The sequence below is a fragment of the Paraburkholderia sp. BR10954 genome (assembly GCF_040965775.1).
In the GTDB taxonomy this organism is placed as follows: Bacteria; Pseudomonadota; Gammaproteobacteria; order Burkholderiales; family Burkholderiaceae; genus Paraburkholderia; species Paraburkholderia youngii.
The window spans coordinates 49,889-72,541 of the sequence record NZ_JBFRCK010000023.1; the positions used below are offsets into that span (position 1 = coordinate 49,889).

The 22,653-nt window shown below is 64.0% G+C and carries 20 protein-coding genes; 5 read left to right on the forward strand and 15 right to left on the reverse strand.

From position 1 onward, the window contains the following. The first annotated feature begins 5 nt into the window (after positions 1-5). A complete protein-coding gene (locus tag AB4Y34_RS27135; protein WP_368717763.1) occupies positions 6-1,151 on the forward strand; it encodes an acetate/propionate family kinase in 1,146 nt (381 codons plus the stop codon). 30 nt (positions 1,152-1,181) lie between these two features. On the opposite strand, the gene AB4Y34_RS27140 is transcribed toward AB4Y34_RS27135, so the two are convergent. Next, a complete protein-coding gene (locus AB4Y34_RS27140; RefSeq protein ID WP_176381482.1) occupies positions 1,182-1,436 on the reverse strand; it encodes a BON domain-containing protein in 255 nt (84 codons plus the stop codon). 139 nt (positions 1,437-1,575) lie between these two features. Here AB4Y34_RS27140 and AB4Y34_RS27145 point away from each other — a divergent pair, with 139 nt between their 5' ends. Together AB4Y34_RS27145 and AB4Y34_RS27150 are read left to right on the forward strand one after the other, a co-directional pair. Further along, positions 1,576-1,971: a PaaI family thioesterase gene (locus AB4Y34_RS27145; protein WP_368717764.1), complete on the forward strand. Its 396-nt coding sequence runs from the start codon at positions 1,576-1,578 to the stop codon at positions 1,969-1,971. A 132-nt stretch (positions 1,972-2,103) separates the two neighbouring features. Further along, positions 2,104-2,799, forward strand: a complete 696-nt coding sequence (locus AB4Y34_RS27150; protein WP_176125735.1) for a YceH family protein — start codon at positions 2,104-2,106, stop codon at positions 2,797-2,799. A gap of 41 nt (positions 2,800-2,840) precedes the next feature. Here AB4Y34_RS27150 and AB4Y34_RS27155 read toward each other — a convergent pair whose 3' ends face one another. The 6 genes from AB4Y34_RS27155 to AB4Y34_RS27180 form a co-directional block, all read right to left on the reverse strand. Continuing rightward, entirely contained in the window at positions 2,841-3,359 is a 519-nt protein-coding gene (locus tag AB4Y34_RS27155; protein ID WP_176105924.1) for an SLATT domain-containing protein, read from the reverse strand. A gap of 22 nt (positions 3,360-3,381) precedes the next feature. Next, a complete protein-coding gene (locus AB4Y34_RS27160; RefSeq protein ID WP_013091688.1) occupies positions 3,382-4,425 on the reverse strand; it encodes a rod shape-determining protein in 1,044 nt (347 codons plus the stop codon). A 146-nt stretch (positions 4,426-4,571) separates the two neighbouring features. Beyond that, positions 4,572-5,429, reverse strand: a complete 858-nt coding sequence (locus tag AB4Y34_RS27165; RefSeq protein ID WP_176381479.1) for an IclR family transcriptional regulator — start codon at positions 5,427-5,429, stop codon at positions 4,572-4,574. Between the two features lie 85 nt (positions 5,430-5,514). Further along, positions 5,515-6,243 carry an SDR family NAD(P)-dependent oxidoreductase gene (locus AB4Y34_RS27170; protein WP_176381477.1) on the reverse strand — a complete coding sequence of 243 codons (729 nt, stop codon included), beginning with the start codon at positions 6,241-6,243 and terminating at the stop codon, positions 5,515-5,517. Positions 6,244-6,256: 13 nt separating this feature from the next. Beyond that, positions 6,257-7,558 carry an MFS transporter gene (locus AB4Y34_RS27175; RefSeq protein WP_368717765.1) on the reverse strand — a complete coding sequence of 434 codons (1,302 nt, stop codon included), beginning with the start codon at positions 7,556-7,558 and terminating at the stop codon, positions 6,257-6,259. Positions 7,559-7,646: 88 nt separating this feature from the next. Further along, entirely contained in the window at positions 7,647-8,168 is a 522-nt protein-coding gene (locus AB4Y34_RS27180) for a 2,4'-dihydroxyacetophenone dioxygenase family protein (RefSeq protein ID WP_176381472.1), read from the reverse strand. A gap of 329 nt (positions 8,169-8,497) precedes the next feature. Between AB4Y34_RS27180 and AB4Y34_RS27185 the strand changes: the two genes are divergently transcribed. Continuing rightward, a complete protein-coding gene (locus tag AB4Y34_RS27185) occupies positions 8,498-9,916 on the forward strand; it encodes a Do family serine endopeptidase (protein WP_176381470.1) in 1,419 nt (472 codons plus the stop codon). Between the two features lie 63 nt (positions 9,917-9,979). Here AB4Y34_RS27185 and AB4Y34_RS27190 read toward each other — a convergent pair whose 3' ends face one another. The 6 genes from AB4Y34_RS27190 to AB4Y34_RS27215 form a co-directional block, all read right to left on the reverse strand. Next, a complete protein-coding gene (locus AB4Y34_RS27190; RefSeq protein ID WP_368717766.1) occupies positions 9,980-11,485 on the reverse strand; it encodes an efflux transporter outer membrane subunit in 1,506 nt (501 codons plus the stop codon). Beyond that, positions 11,478-14,675, reverse strand: a complete 3,198-nt coding sequence (locus tag AB4Y34_RS27195) for a multidrug efflux RND transporter permease subunit (protein WP_368717767.1) — start codon at positions 14,673-14,675, stop codon at positions 11,478-11,480. Before AB4Y34_RS27195 ends, AB4Y34_RS27190 begins: the two co-directional genes overlap by 8 nt. 11 nt (positions 14,676-14,686) lie before the next feature. Then, the gene (locus AB4Y34_RS27200; protein WP_368717768.1) at positions 14,687-15,910 is read right to left on the reverse strand and encodes an efflux RND transporter periplasmic adaptor subunit; all 1,224 of its coding nucleotides are present in this window, start codon (positions 15,908-15,910) and stop codon (positions 14,687-14,689) included. Positions 15,911-16,253: 343 nt separating this feature from the next. After that, complete coding sequence (locus AB4Y34_RS27205) at positions 16,254-17,720, reverse strand: amino acid permease (RefSeq protein ID WP_368717769.1); 1,467 nt, start codon at positions 17,718-17,720, stop codon at positions 16,254-16,256. Positions 17,721-17,980: 260 nt separating this feature from the next. Further along, the gene (locus tag AB4Y34_RS27210; protein WP_255208910.1) at positions 17,981-18,640 is read right to left on the reverse strand and encodes a hypothetical protein; all 660 of its coding nucleotides are present in this window, start codon (positions 18,638-18,640) and stop codon (positions 17,981-17,983) included. Positions 18,641-19,357: 717 nt separating this feature from the next. Continuing rightward, positions 19,358-19,780: a hypothetical protein gene (locus AB4Y34_RS27215; RefSeq protein WP_176381458.1), complete on the reverse strand. Its 423-nt coding sequence runs from the start codon at positions 19,778-19,780 to the stop codon at positions 19,358-19,360. 703 nt (positions 19,781-20,483) lie between these two features. Here AB4Y34_RS27215 and AB4Y34_RS27220 point away from each other — a divergent pair. Next, entirely contained in the window at positions 20,484-20,888 is a 405-nt protein-coding gene (locus AB4Y34_RS27220; protein ID WP_176381456.1) for a helix-turn-helix domain-containing protein, read from the forward strand. Between the two features lie 43 nt (positions 20,889-20,931). On the opposite strand, the gene AB4Y34_RS27225 is transcribed toward AB4Y34_RS27220, so the two are convergent. Further along, positions 20,932-21,915 carry a pyridoxamine 5'-phosphate oxidase family protein gene (locus AB4Y34_RS27225; RefSeq protein ID WP_368717770.1) on the reverse strand — a complete coding sequence of 328 codons (984 nt, stop codon included), beginning with the start codon at positions 21,913-21,915 and terminating at the stop codon, positions 20,932-20,934. Between the two features lie 43 nt (positions 21,916-21,958). Then, a complete protein-coding gene (locus AB4Y34_RS27230) occupies positions 21,959-22,600 on the reverse strand; it encodes a glutathione S-transferase family protein (RefSeq protein ID WP_368717771.1) in 642 nt (213 codons plus the stop codon). Between the last annotated feature and the right edge of the window lie 53 nt (positions 22,601-22,653).

A 22,653-nucleotide genomic window follows, 5' to 3' on the forward strand; every position in this document is an offset into this window, starting at 1 on the left:
ACACCATGCACGACCACGATCAGGAACGCACGATCCTCGTGTTGAATAGCGGGTCCTCGTCGCTGAAGTTCGGGCTTTTCGCACCCTCGGCCGACGACGAAACGCTGCTGCTCGAAGGCGCGGCCGAGGGCATCGGCCGCACCGATGGCCGCCTGCGGATCAAGGCGGCCGATGGCCGCGTGCTGTTGCAGCAGGACCAGAAGCTCGACTCGCAGACCGAGGCGCTGCAACAGCTTTCGCAACTGCTCGTGCAGCAGCATCATGCGCGGCCCTCGGCGGTGGGGCATCGCGTCGTGCATGGCGGCCCGCATCTGCGCACGCACCAGCGCATCACCGACGACGTGCGGCGTCAGTTGCTCGACGCGCTGCACTTCGCGCCACTGCATATCCCGCCGGCACTCGAGTTGATCAACGAAGCCACGGAGATTTTCCGCGACGCTACGCATTACGCGTGCTTCGACACCGCGTTTCATGCGACGCTGCCGCCGCGCGCCGCGCGGCTCCCGCTGCCGCGCCGTTATGCGGACGCCGGCGTGATCCGCTATGGCTTTCACGGGCTGTCGTACGAATCGCTGGTCAAGCAACTCGGCGCGGCTTTGCCGTCGCGCGCGGTGTTCGCGCATCTCGGCAACGGTGCGAGCCTGTGCGCGCTGCTCGACGGCCGCTCGGTCGATACGACGATGGGCCTGACGCCGACCGGCGGCATCCCGATGGGCACGCGCAGCGGCGACCTCGATCCGGGCGTGCTGCTGTATCTGATGCGCGCGGAACGGCTCGACGCCGATGCGCTGGACACGCTGCTCAATCGCCAGAGCGGTCTGGCCGGTTACGCGGACGGCGAAAGCGACATGCAAGCGCTGCAAAAAAGCGCTGCGGCCGGCGATGCGCACGCGTCGCTCGCGCTCGATGCGTTTGCGACCGGAGTGCGCAAGACGATCGGCGGATACGCGGCACTGCTTGGCGGCATCGATCTGCTGGTGTTCACCGGCGGGATCGGCGAGCACAGCGCCGAGGTTCGGCGGCGCGTATGCGACGGGCTTGCGTTTCTTGGGCTCGTCGAGGGCGATCCGGCGGGCAAGGTGAGGGTGCTGCACACCGAGGAGGAGAAGCAGATCGCGCGGCATTGCCGGGAACTGCTGCTAGCGGGCTAGAGCTGACGCGCCTGATCCGCTTGAACCGCGTTATGCCGATTTGACGACGGTCCGGTCCGCGATGCCGGTGACGCCGAACAACCGCGTCACGTCTTCGAGCATCGCGATGCGCTGTGCTTCGCGCTGAAGCTCACCCGACAGCGTGATGCGCCCGCGCGTGACCTTCACGCGCACCGCGCGCGGCGGCACGGCCGAGTCCCACGCGAGACGGCGTGCCGCTTCCGCGGCGATCTGCGCATCGGTCAGGCGGGCAGGCTCGCCAGATTTCGAGCTAGCGGAGCGCATGGAGTCTCCACGAAACAGAATGTCCATCCCTTCACACTAGCAGATGCGGCGGAATTTGCCCGCGTGCGCGCCTGGCCGCTGCCGCGCGCGTTTCAAGGGTATGCTCACGGTTCGTTCCGACCGAGCCCACGCCCGAATCATGTCCGACTTTCCCATCGACAACCCGTTTCTCGAATCGCTCGGCGTGCGTCTGACGCAATGGCGCGACGGCTACGCTGAGCTGCTGATGCCGATCGACGCGAGCAAACTCAATCGTCAGGGCGTGCTGCAAGGCGGCGCGATCGCGACGCTGCTCGATGCCGCCGCGGGCTACGCGGGCCTGTATGCGCACCCGGGACAACCGGCGCGGCACGGCTTCACACTGTCGCTGACCACCAACTATCTGGACAAGGGGCTCGGCGCGACGGTCACCGCGAAGGGCTTTCTCGAACGGTCGGGCCGCTCCATTTTCTTTTCGCGCGCCGAAGCGTGGGTGGACGGCAAGCTGCTGATCGCGAGCGCGCAGGGCACCTTCAAGTATTCGAAGACCGCCTGACGCGCGACGCCGCCGGCAGCGCAGATTCCCGCACCGCGTGAACCGCGCCGCGTTTATCATAGTGGCCACCTGACAGAACGCGCCGTCCAGCCGCGAACGGCGCGCGCATCTTCCACGAGACCTCGCATCCCCATGAATTCGACTCCCGACGCTCCTTCCCGACCCTCGCTGCGCGCGCTGACCGCGCTCGAAGGACGTGTTCTCGGTGTGCTCGTCGAAAAACAGAACACAGTACCCGACAGTTATCCGCTATCGCTGAACGCGCTGACGCTCGGCTGCAATCAGAAGACCGGCCGCGCGCCAGTGATGAACGCGACCGAGGCCGAGGTGCTGACCGCCATCGACGGCTTGAAACGCCTGAGCCTCGTGTTCGAGGGCAGCAGCAGCCGCGTGCCGCGCTTCGAGCACAACATGAACCGCGTGCTCGGACTGCCGGGACAGTCGATCGCGCTGTTGACCACGCTGCTGCTGCGCGGCCCGCAAACGGCCGCCGAATTGCGCCTGAACAGCGCGCGTCTGCATGGTTTCGCCGATATCTCGTCGGTCGAAGCGTTTCTCGACGAACTGGCCGCGAACGATCCGCCTCGCGTCGTCCGGCTGCCGCGCATGGCGGGCGAGCGCGAAAATCGCTGGATGCATCTGTTGTGCGGCGAGGTCAGCATCAGCGAAGCCGCGCAGTCGGCGGTTGCCGAGGACGACAGCGTGCCGCTGTCCGCATTCGAGGCGCTGAAGGCCGAGCAGAAGCGTCTCGCCGATGAAGTCAGCCGTCTGCAGGCCGTCGTGCGGCGCATGGCGGCCGAGCTGGGTATCAGCGCGGACGATTTGTGATCTGAATTGCAGACGGAAACGGAAACGCAAAGCCGCCCGTTTCACGCATCGCGCCGACGCGGCCTGTCCGCCAGCAACGTGCGCTGCGTGCGATAGAAGATCCGCGGCGGCACGTTCGGCGAGTCTTCTGCGAGACGGTCGAGTTCGGTACGGATCCCGGTGAGGTAGTGCGCTTCGCGCGCATCGGCGTCGCCGGCAAACACCGCTTCGAGCCGCCGGCGCACCGCGCCATAGCGCGCACCGGCCGCGCGATGCTTCTCGGCACGCTCCGCATAGCGCAGGAACGTTTGCAACGCCGCGGAAATCGCCGCCGTCACGCTGACGAGCCCAACGAATATCCGCATCTCGAACGACACCGGCGGCACGCTCAACGACGCGAACACCGCCGTGCCGACGAACGCGGTCAGCGCGGTTACGAGCCAGCCCATGCGGCGCTCGCGCGCCGACAGTAGATCCGCCATGTCGTAATGGCTCATCTGCGATTCGCGCGCGCGGCGAATCCATTTCAACAGCAACTCGGTTTCGTCGACGGGCGGCTCGTAGGCGGGCAGGGTCGTCATCGTTCAGTGGTTGGCACGCACATCAATCGTAGGAAAACGAGCTGCCGAACTTCTCGATCCGCTCCAGCGCCATGCCCGAGCCGCGGACGACGCAGGTCAGCGGCGCCTCGGCGACGAACACCGGCAGGCCGGTTTCCTCGGCCAGCAGACGGTCGAGATCGCGCAGCAGCGCGCCGCCGCCGGCGAGCGTGATGCCGCGCTCGGCGATGTCCGCGCCGAGTTCCGGCGGCGTCTGCTCCAGTGCGATCTTCACCGACGATACGATCTGATTCAGCGGATCGGTCAGCGCTTCGAGAATTTCGTTGCTCGACACCGTGAAGCTGCGCGGAATGCCCTCGGACATGTTGCGGCCTTTGACTTCCATCTCCATGACCTCGGAGCCCGGAAACGCGGAGCCGATTTCCTTCTTGATCGCCTCGGCGGTCTGCTCGCCGATCAGCATGCCGTAGTTGCGGCGGATGTAATTGACGATGGCGTCGTCGAACTTGTCGCCGCCGACGCGCACCGAGCCCTTGTACACGATGCCGCCTAACGAGATCACGCCGACCTCGGTGGTGCCGCCGCCGATATCGACGACCATCGAGCCGGTCGCATCCGACACCGGCAGGCCGGCGCCCGTCGCGGCGGCCATCGGTTCCTCGATCAGATAGACCTGCGAGGCGCCCGCGCTATGCGCGGCCTCCTTGATCGCGCGACGCTCGACCTGGGTCGAACCGCATGGCACGCAGATGATGATGCGCGGCGATGGTGCAAAGAGCCGCGACTCGTGCGCCATCTGGATGAAGCGCTTGATCATCTGCTGGGTGATGTTGAAATCGGCGATCACGCCGTCTTTCATCGGCCGGATCGCCTCGATGTTGCCCGGCACCTTGCCGAGCATCTGCTTCGCTTCACGGCCCACGGCGAGGATGATCTTCTTGCCGTTCGGCCCGCCTTCCTGGCGGATCGACACGACCGACGGCTCGTCGAGAACGATGCCCTTGCCGCGCATGTAGATCAGCGTGTTCGACGTGCCGAGGTCGATCGCGAGGTCGTTGGAAAAGTAGCCGCGCAGAAAACCGAACATGCGTATTCCTGTCTTTGCGAAGGCGGGCGCGCGAGCGCCGCCGGGAGCTTGTCGGGGTCTGCCGCTTGCACGCGGCGGGCGGCCAGAGCGGCCGCGCGACAGCAAGAATAGCAGTTTATCGACGGCTGCGGCCGCACTATCGTCCGCTATCTGCCGCTCGCCGGGCCCAGCCGCGCCGCGATCGTGCGGCATGCCGCAAGCAGCGGCTCGATGTAAGTAGCTTGCACATCGTCGCGACGGCGGAAGGTCGGCATGCTGATGCTCACGCAGCCGGCTGCACGGCCGTCCGGGCCGAGAATCGCGGCGCCATAGCAGTAGATCGATGCTTCGTTCTCCTCGCGATCCTCCGCGTAGCCGCGTTGCGCGGTCGCATCGATCTCGCGGCGCACGGCGTCGAGGTCGGTCAGCGTGTGCTCGGTGAAACGCGCGAGTGGCGCGTTCTTCAGGAGCGCCTCGCGCTCGGGCAACGTGAGTGTCGCCAGATACGCCTTGCCGACCGAGCTCGACGTCAGCGACACGCGCGTGCCGATGCGCGAGGCCATGCGCACCGCGTGCGGGCTTTCGAGCTTTTCGATGTAGACCATCTCGCCCTGACTCGGCACCGCGAGGTGGATCGTCTCCGACGTGAGGTCGCGCAACGCCATCAACGCATCGACGGCCGCGAGCCGCAGGTCCGAGCGCTCCCAGCTATGGCTCGCGAGATTGATCAGGCGCGGTCCGAGGCCGAAGGTGTTGCCGCTGCCGCTCGCGATGATCAGCCCTTCGGCCTGCAATGCGGCGACGATGCGATGCACGGTCGGGCGAGGATAGCCGCTCGCCGCGCTCAGTTTCGCGACGTTGGGCGGAGTTGGCGCATCGGCGATCAGTTGTAGCACCGCGATGAACTTCGAGAACGCGGCGGCGCCGGCGACGGCCTTGCAGTCGGTCTTGTTTTCAGCGTGCCGGACGGCATCATGGCGGGCCGCGCCAGCGCGCGAAGAGGGTTTGGAAGCGGAACTGGACATTACACAGAGGCAGGGCAGGGGTACGCAATTATGCCTTTATCGATGGCCCCAATCGACGGTGACGCCGCTTCACGCAACGACTCGCTCACGCGACGAGATATCCGCCATCGACCGGAACGATCGCGCCCGTCATGAACGACGCCGCCGGCGTGCAGAGGAACACCGCGACCTGCGCGACTTCTTCCGGCGTGCCCCAGCGACGCAGCGGTGTGCGCTCGAGAATTGCCTGCGAGCGGCCAGCGTCGTCCTGCAACGCCTGCGTGAGCGGCGTTGCGATCCAGCCCGGCGCAACCGCATTGACGCGAATGCCGTCGGCCGCATACGCGATCGCGAGCGACTTCGTTAGCTGCGCCACCGCGCCCTTGCTCGCGCTATAGGCGGGCACGAGACCGCCGCCGAAAAAACTCAGCATCGACGCCGTGTTCACGATGCAGCCCGCCGATGCCTTCAGCAAGTCGCGCGCGGCCGCGCACACCCGCATCGTGCCATTCAGATTGATATCCATCACGCGTTCGAACACGTCGAGCCGATGTTCTTCGACGCGGCTGATCACGCCCGCGCAGTTGACCACGATGTCGAGACGCTCGAACGCGTTAACCGCTGCGCTTACCGCCTCGGCCGAGCGCACGTCCAGCGTGACGCGCGGAATCTCGCGATCGAGCGTATCGGGTGCGCGTTCGGGCAGCGGCAAACCGGCGGCCACCGTGTGCGCCCCGAGTTGCGCGAGCGCGTTGGCGATTGCCGCGCCGATGCCGGACAAGCCGCCGGTCACGAGCGCGGTCTTGCCTTCGAGTAGCTGATTCTGGAATGTCATGTGAGAAGCCGCGTCAGGTGGGTTGGGTCTCGATTGAGCTCGCGAGCGGCGCGGGCGCGACTTCCTTGACGACGAACAGATAGACGAGCGCCGCCGCGAACGCAACCGCCGCGCTGATCAGGAGCGCGTTGACGAACGAATGCGTCTGATCGACGACGATGCCGGTGATCACCGGCGCGAACGAGCCGCCCAGATAGCCGCCGAAGTTCTGCATGCTGCCGAGCGACGCCACCAGATGGCGCGGCGCGGCGACGCTGACGAGCGCCCATGCGCTGCCGCTCGACAGGTTCACGAACAGCATCGCGAGCGACACGTAGACGATCGCGAGCGTCGTGCTCGGCGTGTAGGCGGCCGGCACCGTGAACGCGGCCGCGCCGACGAGGCCGATGCACAGCGGCCACTTGCGGCTGCGGATCGGCGCCATGCCGCGCTTCAACAGATAGTCGGCGATCACGCCGCTGCTCGCCATGCCGATCGTGCCGAACACATAGGGAATCGCGACAAGCCATCCGGTGTGCGCGATGCTCAAATGACGCTCGCGCTCCAGATAGCCGGGCAGCCAGGTCAGATAGAGCCACACCATGTAGATCACGCCCATGAAGCCGAAGATCATGCCCCACGTATTGCGCAGCTTGAACAGCGCGCCCCATTCGGACCAGCTGAGGCCCTGCGGGTTTTCCTGGGCGGTTGCGCCTTCGTTCAAATGCGCGGTTTCGGCTTCGGTCAGCGCGATTTCGCTGCGATTACGATAGACGACGTACCACGCGAGCGCGACGATTATGCCGACCACGCCCATGATGACGAACATCGTTCGCCATCCGAAGGCCAGCATCAGCACCGTAAGCAGCGGCGGCGCGATCATCGGCGCGATGGTGGACGACGAGATGAAGGTGCCGATCGGCGTGCCGCGCTCGCGTAACGAGAACCATTCGCTGACGACTTTCGCGCCGGCCGGAAAGAGCGGTGCCTCGGCGATGCCGAGCACGACCCGCGCGCTCAGGAAGTGATTGAGCGTCTGGATGAAGCCGCCCGCGACCTGGGCGATCGACCATACGAGCATGCCGAGGCCGAGCATCACGCGCGAGCCGAAACGGTCGAGCAGTGCGCCGACCGGCAACTGAGCGAACGCGTACGACAACGAGAACGCGGACAGCAGCAGCCCCATCTGCGAAGCGGACAGATGCAACTCCTCGCTGACCAGGTGATTCGCGATCGACAGCGTGCTGCGGTCGAGATAATTGACGATGCCCGCAACCGTCAGGAAGACGACGGCGACTACCTGGATACGTTTCAGACGTTGCGACTTCTGAAGCATGCTTGTCTCCTGCGCAATGTGTCCTGCTGGGTGGGATGGTGTTGCTGCGACGCCTGGTATTGCAGAGTCGTTGAGCGCGTTGCGTTGTTTACCGGATGAACTGATCGACGTAGTCTTCGCCGAGTCCGACCGCCGTGTAGTGCTTGCGGCACATGTCGATCTTCGTGAACACGTCTTCGTAGCCGGTGTGGTTGCCGTACGGATCGCAATAGAACATCACGCCGTTGACCTGGAAGTACGTGATCATTTCCTCGACGTCCTCGGGCACATACAAGGTATGCGTTTCGCCCGGCGGCTCGTACACGTAGCTGCCTTCGGTTGCGACCCAATCATGTTCGAGATAGCGCCAGTGGCCCTTGAGCACCATGCCATGCACGGCCTGCGGATGACGATGCCGGCTCAGCACACCCGAGCGGCGCACGCGCAGCAGATTCATCCAGTATCCCTGCGACGCGTTCAGACACAGCGGACGGAACGACACGTTTTCGGCCTGCGGGACCCACACGCGTTCGTCGGCCGGAATCGCGAAGGGCACGACGATTTCCTTTTGCGCTTCCTTCGGGAACGGCAGCTGGTACGGCGTCAAATCGGATTGATTGGCCTCTGGCATGGGGAAATTCCTCGCGAAGTGGCTGAAAGAACTTCATGTCCACATGGTGGATATAAAGTCCACGATATGGTTATTATCGGAACCGATTTCGGCGAGGTCAATCCTGGGGAAATCACCGGTCGGGCACGATAAGCCACTCGTGAATCAATCCTCACATCGCGCGACAGATGCACGCGCAACGGTGGCCACAAGCGCGCACGACGCGCAAATAACCCATAAATCAAGGCTTCTTCGCCTGTTTTGATCGAGCACCATCTTTAAGCCTTGTTTAAGAGGAGACCACTACATTACGCATCCAACTTGAAATTTTCGGCAATATTCCCTTGACTATGACCACGAAAAAATACTGGAGCGGTAGCGCTGCGATTTGCGTAGTACTCGCCTTTGGCGGCGCGTATGCACTGAGCCATCGCAGTGCCGATGCATCCGTGAGCAGCACGCAGGGCTCGACGTCGTCGCTGCACGCGGTGTCCGACATCGTCGGCTCGCGCTCGTCGGCGCCCGACTTCTCCAGCATCGTCACGCGCTATGGTCCGGCGGTCGTGCATATCGGCGTCAAGGAAGCCGCGTCGATCGACGAGAACGGTCAACGCAAGAGCGGCGGCGAAGCGCTCGGCTCGGGCTTCATCATCAGCCAGGACGGGTACATTCTGACCAACAATCACGTCGTCGACGGCGCGACCAGCGTGAGCGTGAAGCTCACCGACGGCCGTGAATTCCGCGCCCGCGTGATCGGCAAGGACAAGACCACCGACGTCGCCGTCGTCAAGATCGACGCGAACAATCTGCCGACCGTGAAGATCGGCAACCCGGACAGCAGCAAGGTCGGCGAATGGGTCGTAGCGATTGGCTCGCCCTACGGCTTCGACAGCACGGTGACTTCGGGCATCATCAGCGCGAAATCGCGCTCGATGTCCGACGATAGCCCGATCCCGTTCATCCAGACCGACGTGCCGGTCAATCCGGGCAACTCGGGCGGTCCGCTGTTCAATCTGAATGGCGAAGTGATCGGCATCAACTCGATGATCTACTCGCGCACTGGCGGCTTCCAGGGTCTGTCGTTCGCGATTCCGATCGATGCGGCGATGCATGTGAAAGACCAGCTCGTGAGCACTGGTCACGTGACTCGCGGCCGCATCGGCGTGGCCGTGCAACCGCTCAGCGCCGACAAGGCGAAGGCGCTCGGCCTCGACTCCGCGGGCGGCGCACTGGTCGGCTCGGTCGATCCGAATGGTCCCGCGCACGCAGCCGGTCTGCGCCAGGGCGACGTGATCGTCGGCGTGAACGGCAAGCATATCGATAACACCAGGGAATTGGTGGGTCAGGTTGCGCAACTGTCGCCGGGCAGCAAAGCGACGATCAGCGTGTGGCGCAACGGCAGCGAAAACAAGCTGTCGGTGACGGTGGGCGCGCAGCAAGCGTCGGACCTGGCGTCGGCCGAGCCGCGCGAAGAACAGCAGCCCCAACCGCAGCAGCAAAACCGTCCGCGTCTGGGCGTCGCCGTGCGCCCGCTGAGCCGTGACGAATTGCAGCAAGCGCAGCTGCCGGGCGGCGTGGTGGTGCAGCAGGCCACCGGTCCGGCCGCCGAGGCAGGCATTCAGGCGGGCGACATCATCGTTGCCGTCGACGGCAAGGTGATTCGCGGCGTCGAGCAGCTGCGCCGCATGATCGCGCAGGCGGACGACAGCGTGTCCGTCACCGTGGTGCGCGATGGTGAACAGGCGTCGGTCGACGTGACGCTTGGCTGATGAGTAGAACCCGCCGGTGCAATGCCGGCGGCGGGCACGACGCGCTGATGCAGCGCGCGTGCCTCAGTTGGACGGCTGGACCCCATCCGCGTGAGACGTGCTTTGCGATACGTTCGGCGGCTCGTCGGGTCCACCCCCCAACGCGACGTAAAGCGACACGCCATTCTGCAAGGCCGTCGCCCGAAGCTGGATCAATTGCTGCTCGGCGGCAAACTGATTGCGTCGCGCATCCACTACCTCGAGATAGATCGAGATCCCGTTTTCGTAGCGCAACTGCGCCGTTTCGGCGAGCTGCCGCTGCGCCTGCACCGCCTGTTCCTGCGCCGCGATCTGCTCCTTGTAGCGTTGTCGTGCGACCAATGCATCGGAGACCTCGCGAAACGCGTTCTGCACCGTGCGCTGATAGTCGGCGACCAGCTCGTCGCGCCGCGCGCGCGCCTGCGCGAGTTGCGCCTGGCGCTGTCCCGCATCGAAGATCGGCATGCCGACCAGCGCGCCGAACGACCACGCCTGCTTGGCGGGCACGAACAGATCGCCGAGTTCGGGCGACACATAACCGAAGCTGCCCGTCAGCGCGATGCGCGGGAAAAAGTCCGCGCGAGCGGCGCCGATGTCGGCGTTGGCCGCGCGCAGCTGCTGCTCGGCCTGCTGGATGTCCGGCCGGTCGATCAGCAACGCGGAGGGCAGGCCCGCATCGAGTTCGCGGAACTGCGCGGCGTCGGCGATAGGCGGCGCTTGCGGTAGCGCCTCGTTCAGCGGCCCGCCGATCAGCACCTCGAGCAGATTGCGCTGCTGTGCCGTGGTTCGTTGCAGTTCCGCGAGCTGCGTTTGCGCCTGCGTGACGAGAATGGCGGCCTGGTCGTAATCGACCATCGACGTGACGCCCGCGTCGAGCCGCATCTTGGCGACTTCCAGCGCGTAGCGCCGGCTGTCGAGCGTCTGTTGCGCGAGCGCGATGCCTTCTTCCCCCGAACGGATCGCGTAGTAGTTCGACGCGACATTGCCGATCAGCGACAAACGGAACGCGTGCTGCGCGTCGACGGTGGCCAGATACCGGCGCCGCGCCGCTTCGCTGGTATTGCGCACGCGCCCCCAGAAGTCGAGTTCGAACGACGTCACCGCGGCCTGCACGTTGTACTGGTTGAACTGGACCGAGATGTCCGTGTTGTCGAACTCGGGATCGATCGAACCGAGCGGCGCCTTCGTGCGGGTCGCAGCCGCGTTCGCATTGACCTGCGGCAAACGCGCGGCGTTCTGGATGCGATAGAACGCGCGCGCCTGCTCGATGCGCGCGACCGACGCGGCGAGATCGCGGTTGTGCTCGAGCGCGGCCTCGATCAGCAGCTTCAGTCGCGGATCGGCGAAGAAGGTCTGCCAGTCGACTTCGCTTGCCAGATGCGCGGTGGCCGGATTGGCGATCTCCGTCGTGTCGAAATGATCGGCGATCGGCAGTGAGGGCTGCTGATACTTCGGCGCAAAGTTGCAGGCGGCGAGCGCGCAGCAGAAGAGGGGCAGCAGCAGGCGCTTATGAAGGCACCGATGAAGGCTCTGATGAAGGCTCTTACGCATCGCGCTGCCCTCCACCCAATTCGCCCGGCGTGGCCGTTGGCCGATCGTCATCGTCCAGATCGATGCTGCGCTTCTTGCGGCTCAGCCAGCGACGCGCGGCGACATAGAACAACGGCGTAAAGAAGATGCCGAACATCGTCGCGGTCAGCATGCTGCCCATCACGCCGGTGCCGACCGCGCGCCGGCTCGCAGCGCCCGCGCCGGTCGCGAGCACGAGCGGCAGCATGCCCAGCACGAACGTGACGCTAGTCATCAGAATAGGGCGCAGACGCTGCTGCGCGCCGTTCTTCGCGGCGGCCAGCGCGTCCTTTCCTGCGGCTTCCTCCTTGATCGCGAACTCGACGATCAGAATCGCGTTCTTCGCGGCAAGGCCGATGATCGTCACGAGGCCGATGTTGAAGTACATGTCCGCGGACAGTCCACGCAGCATCGTCAGCACTACCGCGCCGATCACGCCGAACGGGATGATCAGCAACACCGCGACCGGAATCGCCCAGCTCTCGTACAGCGCCGCGAGCAGCAGGAACACGACCACGAGCGACAACCCCAGCAGCATGCCGATCTGGCCGCTCGCCTGTTTTTCCTCGAACGCGGTGCCGGTCCATTCGTAGCTCATGCTGCCGGTCAACACGCGCGACGCGATGCGTTCCATCTCGGCGATCGCCGCGCCGCTCGAACGGCCGGGCGCGGCCTGCCCCGACAGCGTCGCGGACGGAAAGCCGTTATAGCGTTCGAGCTGCTGCGGCCCGGAAATCCAGCGCACGTGCGAGAACGCCGAGAACGGCACCATCTCGCCGCGGTTGTTGCGCAGGCGCAGCGCGCTCACGTCCTCGGCGCGCATGCGTTGTTCGGCGTCCGCCTGCAACAGCACGCGCAGCACGTTGCCCTCGAACACGAAGTCGTTCACGTAGTTCGAACCGAACGTCAGCGCAAGCGCCTGGTTCACCTGGCCGATCTGCAGACCGAGCGCGCGCGCCTTCACGCGGTCGATCTCGACATACAGTTGCGGCGCCTCCGGCATGCCCTCGGCGCGCACGCCGGCGAGAAGAGGGCTTTGCGACGCCTCGATCATCATGCGCCGCGCGGCCTGTTGCAGCGCTTCGCCGCCGACGCCGCTGCGATCCTGGATCTTCATCGTGAAGCCGGTCGCGGTGCCGAGCGACGGAATCGGCGGCGGATCGAGCGCAAAAATGATCGCCTCGGGAATCTGCCGGAACGCGGCGTTCGCGCGACGCACCAGCGCGCTCGCCGAATTCTCCTCGCCCGAGCGCTCGTCCCACGGCTTCAGATCGACGAACGACAGCGCCGCCGATTGCCCCTGGCCGAAGAAGCTGAAGCCCGTCACGGACGCGACGTTGCGCACCTGCGGCTGCGTTCGCAGAAACGCCTCGACCTGGTCGATCGCGCGCTGCGTGCGCTGGTCGGTCGAGCCCGGCGGACCGGTGTAGGTGACGAAGACGTATCCCTGGTCCTCGGTCGGCAGAAAGCCGGTCGGCAGCCGCGTGAAGAAAAACGCGGTGATCGCGCAGGCCGCGACGAACACCAGCAGCCAGCGCAGCGGCGAGCGCAACATCGCATCGACGCCGCCGATATAGCGCGTGGTGCCCGCGTCGAGCCCGCGATTGAAGCCGCCGAACACGCCGTGCAGCAGACGTGAGGCCGGGTTCTTCGGCCGTTCCTTTGACGCCGCCTCGCCGCGCAACATCGCCGCGCACAACGCTGCGCCGAGTGTCAGCGCCAGCACCGTCGACAGCAGGATCGACACCGCGAGCGTGACCGAAAACTGCCGGTAGATGCCGCCCGTCGAGCCCGGAAAGAACGCCATCGGAATGAACACCGCGACGAGCACCAGCGTACTCGCGATCGCCGCGCCCGAAATCTGCCCGATCGCTTTCACCGTTGCGCGCGGCGCGCCGAGCCCTTCCTCGCGCATGATGCGCGCGACGTTTTCGACGACGACGATCGCGTCGTCGTTGAGGATACCGATCGCGACCACCATGCCGAACAGCGACAGAATGTTGATCGACAGCCCGAACAGATAGAGCCCCGCGCACGTGCCGATCAGCGCGATCGGCACGACGATGGTCGGGATCACCGTCGCGCGCCAGTCCTGCAGGAACAGGAACACCACGACCGTCACGAGCAGCAGCGCCTCGACCATCGTGCGGATCACGCCCTGCACCGAGGTCGTGATGAATGGCGTGGTGTCGAACGGCACGGTCCACGTGACGCCGCGCGGGAAGATCGGCTGCAATTCGCGCATGCGCTGGCGCACCGCGTTGGCGACCGCGAGCGCGTTCGCGCCGCTGGCGAGCTGGATCGCGATACCGGCCGACGCCTTGCCGTTGACGGTGAGCCGGTTGCCGTAGCTGTCGTTGCCGAGTTCGACGCGCGCGACGTCGCCCACCCGCACGGTCGAGCCATCCGGATTCGCGCGCACGATGATTTCGCGGAACTGCTCAGGCGTCGTGAAGCGGCTTTGCGTGACGATCTGCGCGGTGAATTCGGAGCCAGGCGCGATCGGCTGATCGCCAAGGCCGCCGCCGGCGGTCTGGCTGTTCTGCTCCTGGATCGCCTGCAGCACCTCGCTCGCCGACAGCCCGAAGCCCGCGAGCTTGCGCGGATCGATCCAGATCCGCATCGCGTACGACGAGCCGAATAGCTGCACGTCGCCGACGCCGTCGATCCGGCGCAACTCGTTGACGATGTTGTTCGACGCGAAGTTGCCCATCGCGACGGCGCTGGTGGAGCTGTCGGTCGCCTGCAGCGCAAGCAGCATCAGAAAGCCCGACGACGCCTTCGTCACGCGCACGCCGACCTGCCGGACTTCGAGCGGCAGGCGCGGCTCGACGCGGCTCAGACGGTCCTGCACCTGGCTGCGCGCGACGTCGAGGTCGGTGCCGGGCTTCAGCACCACGGTGATCTGCATCGTGCCGTTCGAGCGGCTCACCGACGACATGTACAGGAAATTGTCGATGCCGTTCATCTCGTCTTCGACGATCGACGTGACGGTGCGCTCGAGCGTGTTCGCGTCGGCGCCGCTGTACACCGCGGTGATGCTGAGCGACGGCGGGGCGACGTCGGGGTACTGCTCGACCGGCAACAGCGCGAGCGCGATCGCGCCGAACAGCACGATGAACAGCGCGATGACCCACGCGAAAACCGGCCGGGCGACGAAGAATCGATTCATCGGGCCGCCCGTCAGTGCGCGGCGGAAGCGGGGGCGGCGGGCTTGGCCAACTGCGCGGCCGGCTGCGCCGCTGGCGAAGCATCGGGCGCGGGCCGCGCGTCGACATGCTGACCCGGTTGCACCTTCTGCCAGCCGTCGACGATCAGGCGCTCGCCGGGCTTCAGACCACCGCGCACGGTCCAGCGTCCTTCGCCCTGTTCGCCGAGATCGATGTTGCGGCGAACCACGGTGCCGTCGTCGGCGACCAGCGCGACGCTCGCAACGCCGTTGTCGAGTTGCACCGCCCGCTCGGGAATACGGATGCCCTGCAGAGTGCCCGCCGCGATGATGCGCCCGCGCACGAACTGCCCCGGCAACAGCGTGCGGTCCGGATTCGCGAAGCGCGCGCGCACCGTCTGCGTGCCGGTCGATGGATCGATGACGAGATCGGCGAAGTCGAGAAAACCGCGCTCGTTGTAGACCTGGCCGTTGGCGAGGATCAGTTGCACTTCGACGTGCTTCATGCTGGTCGGCTTGCGCGCGCCCGACTGGATCTGCTGCTCGACATCGAGCATCACGGTATTCGACTGCGTGAACACCGCGTTGATCGGCGTCAGCTGATTGACCTGCGTGAGCAGCGTGGCCGCGCCCGCGCTGACGAGCGCGCCTTCGGTGACGAGCGCGCGGCCCGCGCGCCCGGCGATCGGCGTGCGTATGATGCAGCGATCCAGCCGCAGTTGCGCAAGCGCAACCGCGGCTTGCGCATCGGAGACATTGGCCTGGGCCTGCTGCATCGTCGCGAGCGCGGCGTCGTATTCCTGCGCGCTGACCGCATGACGGCCGACGAGCGGCTTGAACCGCTCCACGACCGACGCCGCGTTGTCTCGCACGGCGGTCGCGCGCGTGAGCGCGGCCTGCGCCTGCTGCAACTGCGCGCGATAGTCGCTCGCGTCGATCTGGAAGAGCGGGGCGTTGGCCGGCAGGTCCGTGCCTTCCTGATACAGCGTGCGCTCGACGATGCCATCGACGCGCGCGCGAATCTCGGCGGTGCGCACGGCCTCGATGCGGCCCGGCAACTCGACGACATCGGCGACAGGGGTGGTGGAAACCGTTTCGACCAGAACGGGAACCGGCGGCGGCATCGACGCGGCGGTGGGAGTCTGCGACCGGTCGTTGCAGGCGGCAAGCAGGAGCGGCAAACCGGTGATCAGCAGCGATACGGCACGACTACGCAGGCGGAATGCGGAGCAAGGCAAGAGAAACTCCTTTGATCAAGGCAGTCTTTTTTGCGCGTGAGATCGGTGACGCTTTTCCGGTTTGCGGTCGAATTAACTATTCGTAACGAGTGTTGACGCGTTAATGCGCGGGAAAATATTTCCGTTGATCCTACCGCGTCTGGGTGGCTTGTCAATTTATTCTTGGTGTCGCGAGTGGGAGGGCTTGCCGCTCGCAAGCGAGACAGCGCGTGGGTCGCCGAACAGAGACGCAGCGCGCATGCCCAAAGAGACCGCCAGGTTGAATGGCAATCGTCAATTACGTGTCAATTACCATCCAGCAATCGCCGCTATTTAAAGGCATGCAATTGTCACCCAATAACAGTCACGTACGCTTGCGCTCCGGATGGCGCAACACCGAATGATTGCGGCCGTATGACAGATAAATCGTCATGCCGATCACGAGCCACACGACGAGCCGCAGCCACGTGACGAGCGGCAGGCCGACCATCAGCAGCACGCAGAACAGGATGCCGAGCACCGGCACGACCGGTACGCCGGGCGCCCGGAATGGACGCGCCGCCTCCGAGTCGCTGCGCCGCAGATAGATCACCGCGCCGCACACGAGCACGAACGCGAACAGCGTGCCGATGCTGACCATCTCGCCGAGCACGCCGATCGGCGTCAGCGCAGAGACGATCGCGACGACCGTGCCGATCAGGATCTGGCTCAGATAAGGTGTATGCAGACGCAGATGCACCTTCGCGAAAAAGTGCGGCAACAGACCGTCTTGCGACATCGTGAAGAAGATGCGGCTTTGTCCATAGAGCAGCACGAGTATCACGGTGGTCAGCCCCGTCAACGCGCCGATTTTGATCAGGATCGCGAACCACGTGAGCCCGATCGTGTCGACGCCCTTGGCGATCGGATCGGGAACGTTCAGCTCGGTGTAGGGAACGAGGCCGGTCAGCACGGCGGCGACGAGGATGTACAGCACCGTGCAAATGATCAGCGAGCCGAGAATGCCGATCGGCATGTCGCGCTGCGGCTGTCGCGCCTCCTGCGCGGCGGTGGACACCGCATCGAAGCCGATGAACGCGAAGAACACCACGGCCGAGCCGCGCAGAATGCCGCTCATGCCGAAACTGCCGAACTGCCCGGTATTGGCAGGAATGAACGGATGCCAGTGTTCCGGCTTGATGAAAAACAGGCCGATCGCGATAAATGCGACCACCACGGTCAGCTTGACCGCGACCATCACGTTGTTCAGGCGCGCCGATTCCTTGGTCCCCAACACGAGCAACGTGGTCAGGATCGCGATGATCACCACCGCCGGCAGGTTGATCACGCCGGTGACCGTCGAGCCATCGGCCAGTTTGACGACGGTGCCGGGGGCGGCGGCGAGGGTAGGTGGAATGTCGATACCGACATTGCGCAACAGGCTCACGATATAGCCGGACCAGCCGACTGCGACGGTCGCGGCGCCCATCGCGTACTCGAGGATCAGGTCCCAGCCGATGATCCACGCGAAGATTTCGCCGAGCGTTGCATACGTGTACGTGTAGCTGCTGCCGCACACGGGCAGCATCGCCGCGAGCTCCGAATAGCACAGGCCGACGAACGCGCACGCGATGCCGCCCAGGATGAACGACAGCGTGATGGCCGGGCCCGCGAACTGCGCGGCGGCGGTCCCCGTCAGCACGAAGATGCCGGCGCCGATGATCGCGCCGATGCCCATCGCGGTGATACTCGTCGCGCCCAGCGTTTTCGACAGATGGCGGCCTTCTTCGACGTCGGCGCTGGCGACGATCTCAGCGATGGTTTTGCGTGCCATGTAACCGGTATCGGCCATGATGAGTCGTCCCTTTTTCAGTGTTGATTAGGCACGAACCGGTCAGACTGTCATCGGCTCGCGGAGCACGACAAAAACATCCGTCGCCGCGCACGGCAACGGTCACGGCAAGTGCGAAGAAAGCGTCTAACGGAAAAAGTCTGAATTCAGTCTATGCCGGATTAAAAGCAAAGTGAAATCGGCTTGCTTCGTAGGGGCGACAGGGCAGTGTCATGGCTGGCGCGCGCAGCAGCGGGCGTGCTGCGGGCCGATGTGCAATCTCAGCCGATCCGCCCGCGCCGCAGCACGCCGCTCAGGCCGAGCGTGTGACCGGGGTCGTAGTAGTGAATCAGGAGCGTGCGCCGCTGCCCGTTCTGTACGTCGAGGTTCGCATGCTGAAGCGCGAAGCCATTGAATTCGTAGACGCTGCCGGGTTTGACCGGAATGCGCTTGCAGTTGCCGACACGCAGGTCATGGAGCGTATGCCAGCTGCGCCAACTGAGCGGCAGGCTATGCAGGAAGCCATGACGCATCTTGCAGATCAGGTTGGTCAGCGTCGTGACCGACAGGCGCGGCTTGCAATACATCACGAGATCGCCGTTGTGAACGCCGTCGGGTGCGAGCTGAAGCGGAACCAGCAGCGTCAGCAGGTGCGAGTCGTAATGGCGGCAGTGGCTTTCCGCCAGCGAAGTCTTGCTCGCGCAGCGCAGTACGTGGAACGGCTCGGTCGGTAAGTTTGTTTGCCCGATTTTGGCGGCCATCGCGCGCGCATTCGCGCAGATCGATTGCTCGAGTTCGCGAAAGGCCTGAGCGCGACGCAGTATCTCAGCGATTTTCGCGCCGGATTGCGAGCGCGGTGCGGTGGTGTCAAACAGATGGTCGATGAACTGGTTGATTTCGGCGATCGTTTCCTGGGGAATCACGTCATCAAAAGATTTCAAGGCGACGCTTTGGTCGATTCGAATCCGGTTAGTCTCAGTGTGCCCACGCACGTCTGTCAGGGTGTCCATAGCCCAGATTTCCATTCGTTTTTTGCTCTACAACCGAAATGAAAAATATTCCCTACTAGCCGCGCACGATGTGCGGCAGCGTACATAAAGCCCTCGGGTGATTGATTCCGATCATTAAATCTGAAGTCGGATTTCTCGGACCGCTTTTCTAAATCACATTACGAGAATTTGGAAATGGCTGCGACTGCGGCGATGCGCGCCCGGTGTTCAGAAACCCGACATCTGTAAATAGCCAGAACACGACATTTCTATTTGGGACTACATTGAATCCGTTGATAATTTATCTTATGTCAAATACCGTATCCGTCGGAGACCGCCACCACTCGGACACCGACGATGCTCACTCACGATGGCGAGGCATCCAAAGCGCGCGTCTCCTTCATACCGCAATCGACACCCGGATGCTGGACGCGGACCGGGAGATTCCCTTCACGACTTACCATCCTCCCATGCGCGCCATATACCGCAATTAGACAATCGTTAAATCCTTCTTGGTCCACCACGAGAATAGCTTTCAAGCTAACGCGAATACCGCTGTCGCCGCTCAAGCGGATTTTTAATCGTTGTCTATTGCATCGTGGCTTAGAGACGTTTCGCATATTCTCTCGACCCGCGAGCGTCTCGTCGCGTTCGGAGACTGCGCATGCGCTACGTGCATTTCGACGCGGCGTACGGACACAACGCGGTCGCCGCGTTCCCATTTGCCTCGGTCTGCGATGCATGTTCGAACACCCGCAGACGCTCGGCATCCGCGATCAGTCGTTTCTTGGTCGTCGAGCGTCCCGCCGATCCGAAACCCATCACCTTTTCGTATTCATGCGGCCTGTCGTGCCTGAAACGATTAAAGAAGTCATCACCCGGCAGGCCGTTGTCGAGGCTCATCAGGCAGCCGTAGTCGAGCGACGCGCAATCGCTCAGCGAGCGCGCCGCGTCCGCCAACGCGCGATAACGGCTTTGCAACGGTTCGTCGCGACCGAAAAGCGCGTGCAGTTCCTGATAAGACACGAGTCTCTTGCGCCTGGCGGCACGCAATAGCATCGCGGCGATATCGCGGGTCCTATCCGTGTTCATGTCATTCTCCTTACCGCCTGTGGCAGATGCTCAATAGCACCGATGAAAACGCTGTCCCTTGATCGATTTATGCGTATTGAGTCATAAAGTGCCCGACGAAAAAGTATTTCCGGGTATTGAGCGACGCAGTCAAATTAAGCAGATGGTTACTGGAGTCGAGATTCAGAGCAACACTCTGCGCGAATGTCCCGTTTCCCTATAATCCGCCTGGAAAAGCGCCGCAAAACGGTTTTCAATCTTCGGAACCCATTTTTCGCAGATTTCCAGCGAACACCACCCTGCATCGAAAAATGCATTCAAATTGCATTCGCAAAACAGAAATCCACGCATTCAAACGCTTCAGTCTTCCGGCATGCCGCGCGCACTGACAAGCGCCAAACGTCAAGCTCTATGCGGCTTGGAGGTATCGGCGCTAGCGGCGCGAGGCAGGCCAGATTGATCTTTTGATTAAATCATTTCAATCAGGTTAGCAAACGTGAAATTCAATCGCAAGCAAGATCTTTACGGGAAGAAAGAAAACACAGTGCGAACGTCTTAGCCGACGATTACGCCGTTTTCTATCAGAGGAAAGACGCGATTGATTTTTTATTCTTTTAGACACAGCGGGCGACTTTTCGATTATCTGTAAGTGGCGTGCCCTCTTCTCTGTCTACACCAGCAACCGGTTGCAGTCCGGTCAGCGACCCAACGGCGGAGTTCTCCAATGCATCGACCGAATGACGATTTACCGACCGTCGCACGGCGTCTCACGGCGGGCAAGAAACTGCTCGACGGCATCGCCGCGGCCGAGGTCGCGAAACAGATGGGAATGGCAAAAACCACCGTCGAACGATATCGCAAGCTATTGGAGCAAGGTGGGCTCGACGCGCTCAGAAACATGAGTGTCGGCGGCCGCCATTCCGCGCTCGCGGTGGCGGATCTGGACTGGTTGGCCGACGCGCTGAGGGCCTCGCCGCGGGACTATGGCTTCGACTCCGATGGCTGGAGCAATGCGCGCATGCGCGAGTTGATAAGCCGTCAGTTCGGCATTTCTTACTCGCGGGTCTATGTATGGCAACTGGCCACCAGACTTGGGGTGTCTTACCGGCTCGGCCGAAATGCACACTAAAACGGCGGCCGCACCCAGCTAACCCACGCGCGTGCGCATCGGCTCAGGCGCTTTCCCGGACCTTTGGCAGAAACTGCGGCGCGAGTTCGGCCTGCGACCATTGGAACGGCAACGCGCCGCGGCTGCGGCGCACTTCGTCCACATGGAACCGCACGAGCCGCTGCGCGCCCGCAAATGCAGCGAGTTCGTCGCCGTCCCAGATGATCTCCGCTCGCACCGCCAGAAAAAGCAGATCGCCGGTTGCGAAGTCGATGACCAGCAGGCCCGCGCGCGGATCGTGCACGAGGTTGCCGATCGTGTTGAAGAAGCGGTTGCCGCTGTAGTCGGGCGTGGTCAGCGTCGTTGCGTCGTCCACGCGCACGAAGCCCGGTGCGCCGCCGCGATGCGAAACGTCGACGCCCTTCCCCACCCCCGCTTCCTCGCTCAGATTCGCACTGGCGATAAAGAACGTGTCCGCGCTCGCGAGCAATTCGCGGTCGGCACTGCCCAGACGCTCGGCGATCTCGGGCTGCGCGCGCGTCGCGGCCGGGTCCCGCTCGATGAAAGACGGCGTACGGCTCTGGATGTACTTCGGGCAATTGCCGAAACTCTGCATCACTTCGAACTGCAACGTGTCGCCTTGCACCGACCGTACGACACCATTCACCCGATTGCGGCGCCGCGTGCGCGGCTCGATGCCCAGCGCACCGAGCTGCGCGCCTTCGCGCCACGCCGCGGCGAGTGGGTCGCCCGCCAATGCGCCGCCTTCGATGCGCAGCGTGCGCGCATCCGGTGACGTGACGAAGCCCGGCGAACTCGCGCGTAGCGTCGCCCACGGCTGACCGCTCGCATCGACGCCGCCGATCACGAGGAACGGCTGCGCGGCAAAGAACTCGCGATGCTGCTCCGGCATGAAACGGCGAATGCCCCGACGCCCCATCGATTCCGCCACGTCACGCACACCCGCGCGCTGTTGCGCGTCCTGCTCGCCGGCATGAAACGGCGACACGTCGGTTCCCCAGTTATTCAACAGAACGGACTCGGACATGATCTGACTCCCTTGCAAGATCTGAAGCGGCTCCAACTGCATATCACGCCGCCAGCAAACCCGCCTTCGTCGACGGCATCGCGATGAAACGCGGCAATGCTTCCACTCGATCCAGCCACGCACGAATGTTCGGATACGGCTGCAACGACACACCGCCCTCGGGTGCGTGAGCGATATACGTGTGCGCGGCGATATCGGCGATCGTCGCGTGCGCGCCGGCCACGAACGGCTTGCCGGCAAGCTCCGCGTCGATCACGTCGAACAGCTTGACGGCGATCTGCTTTGCACGCTCGTGGTCGAGCGGTGCGCCGAATACGGTAACGAGCCGCGCCGCGCACGGCCCGTAGGCGATCTGGCCCGCCGCGAGCGACAGCCAGCGCTGCACCGCCGCGGCGCCGAGCGGATCGTCCGGCAGCCACGACGCATCGCCATAGCGCTTCGCCAGATAGACGAGAATCGCGTTCGAATCGAACAGCGTCAGTTCGCCGTCTTGAATCGTCGGCACCTGACCGAACGGGTTCAGCGCGAGGTACTCGGGCTTGCGGTTCTCGCCCGCCTTCATGTCCAGCTCGATCAACTCGAACGGCAGATCGAGCAGCGTCAGAAACAGCTTCACGCGATGACCGTGGCCTGACAGCCGTGTCGTATAGAGCTTGATAGGCTGGGCGGGTCGGGTGGCGGACATGGAGGTCTCCGGACAGGTTGAATGACACGCCCAGCATAGGGCGTAGGCACTGT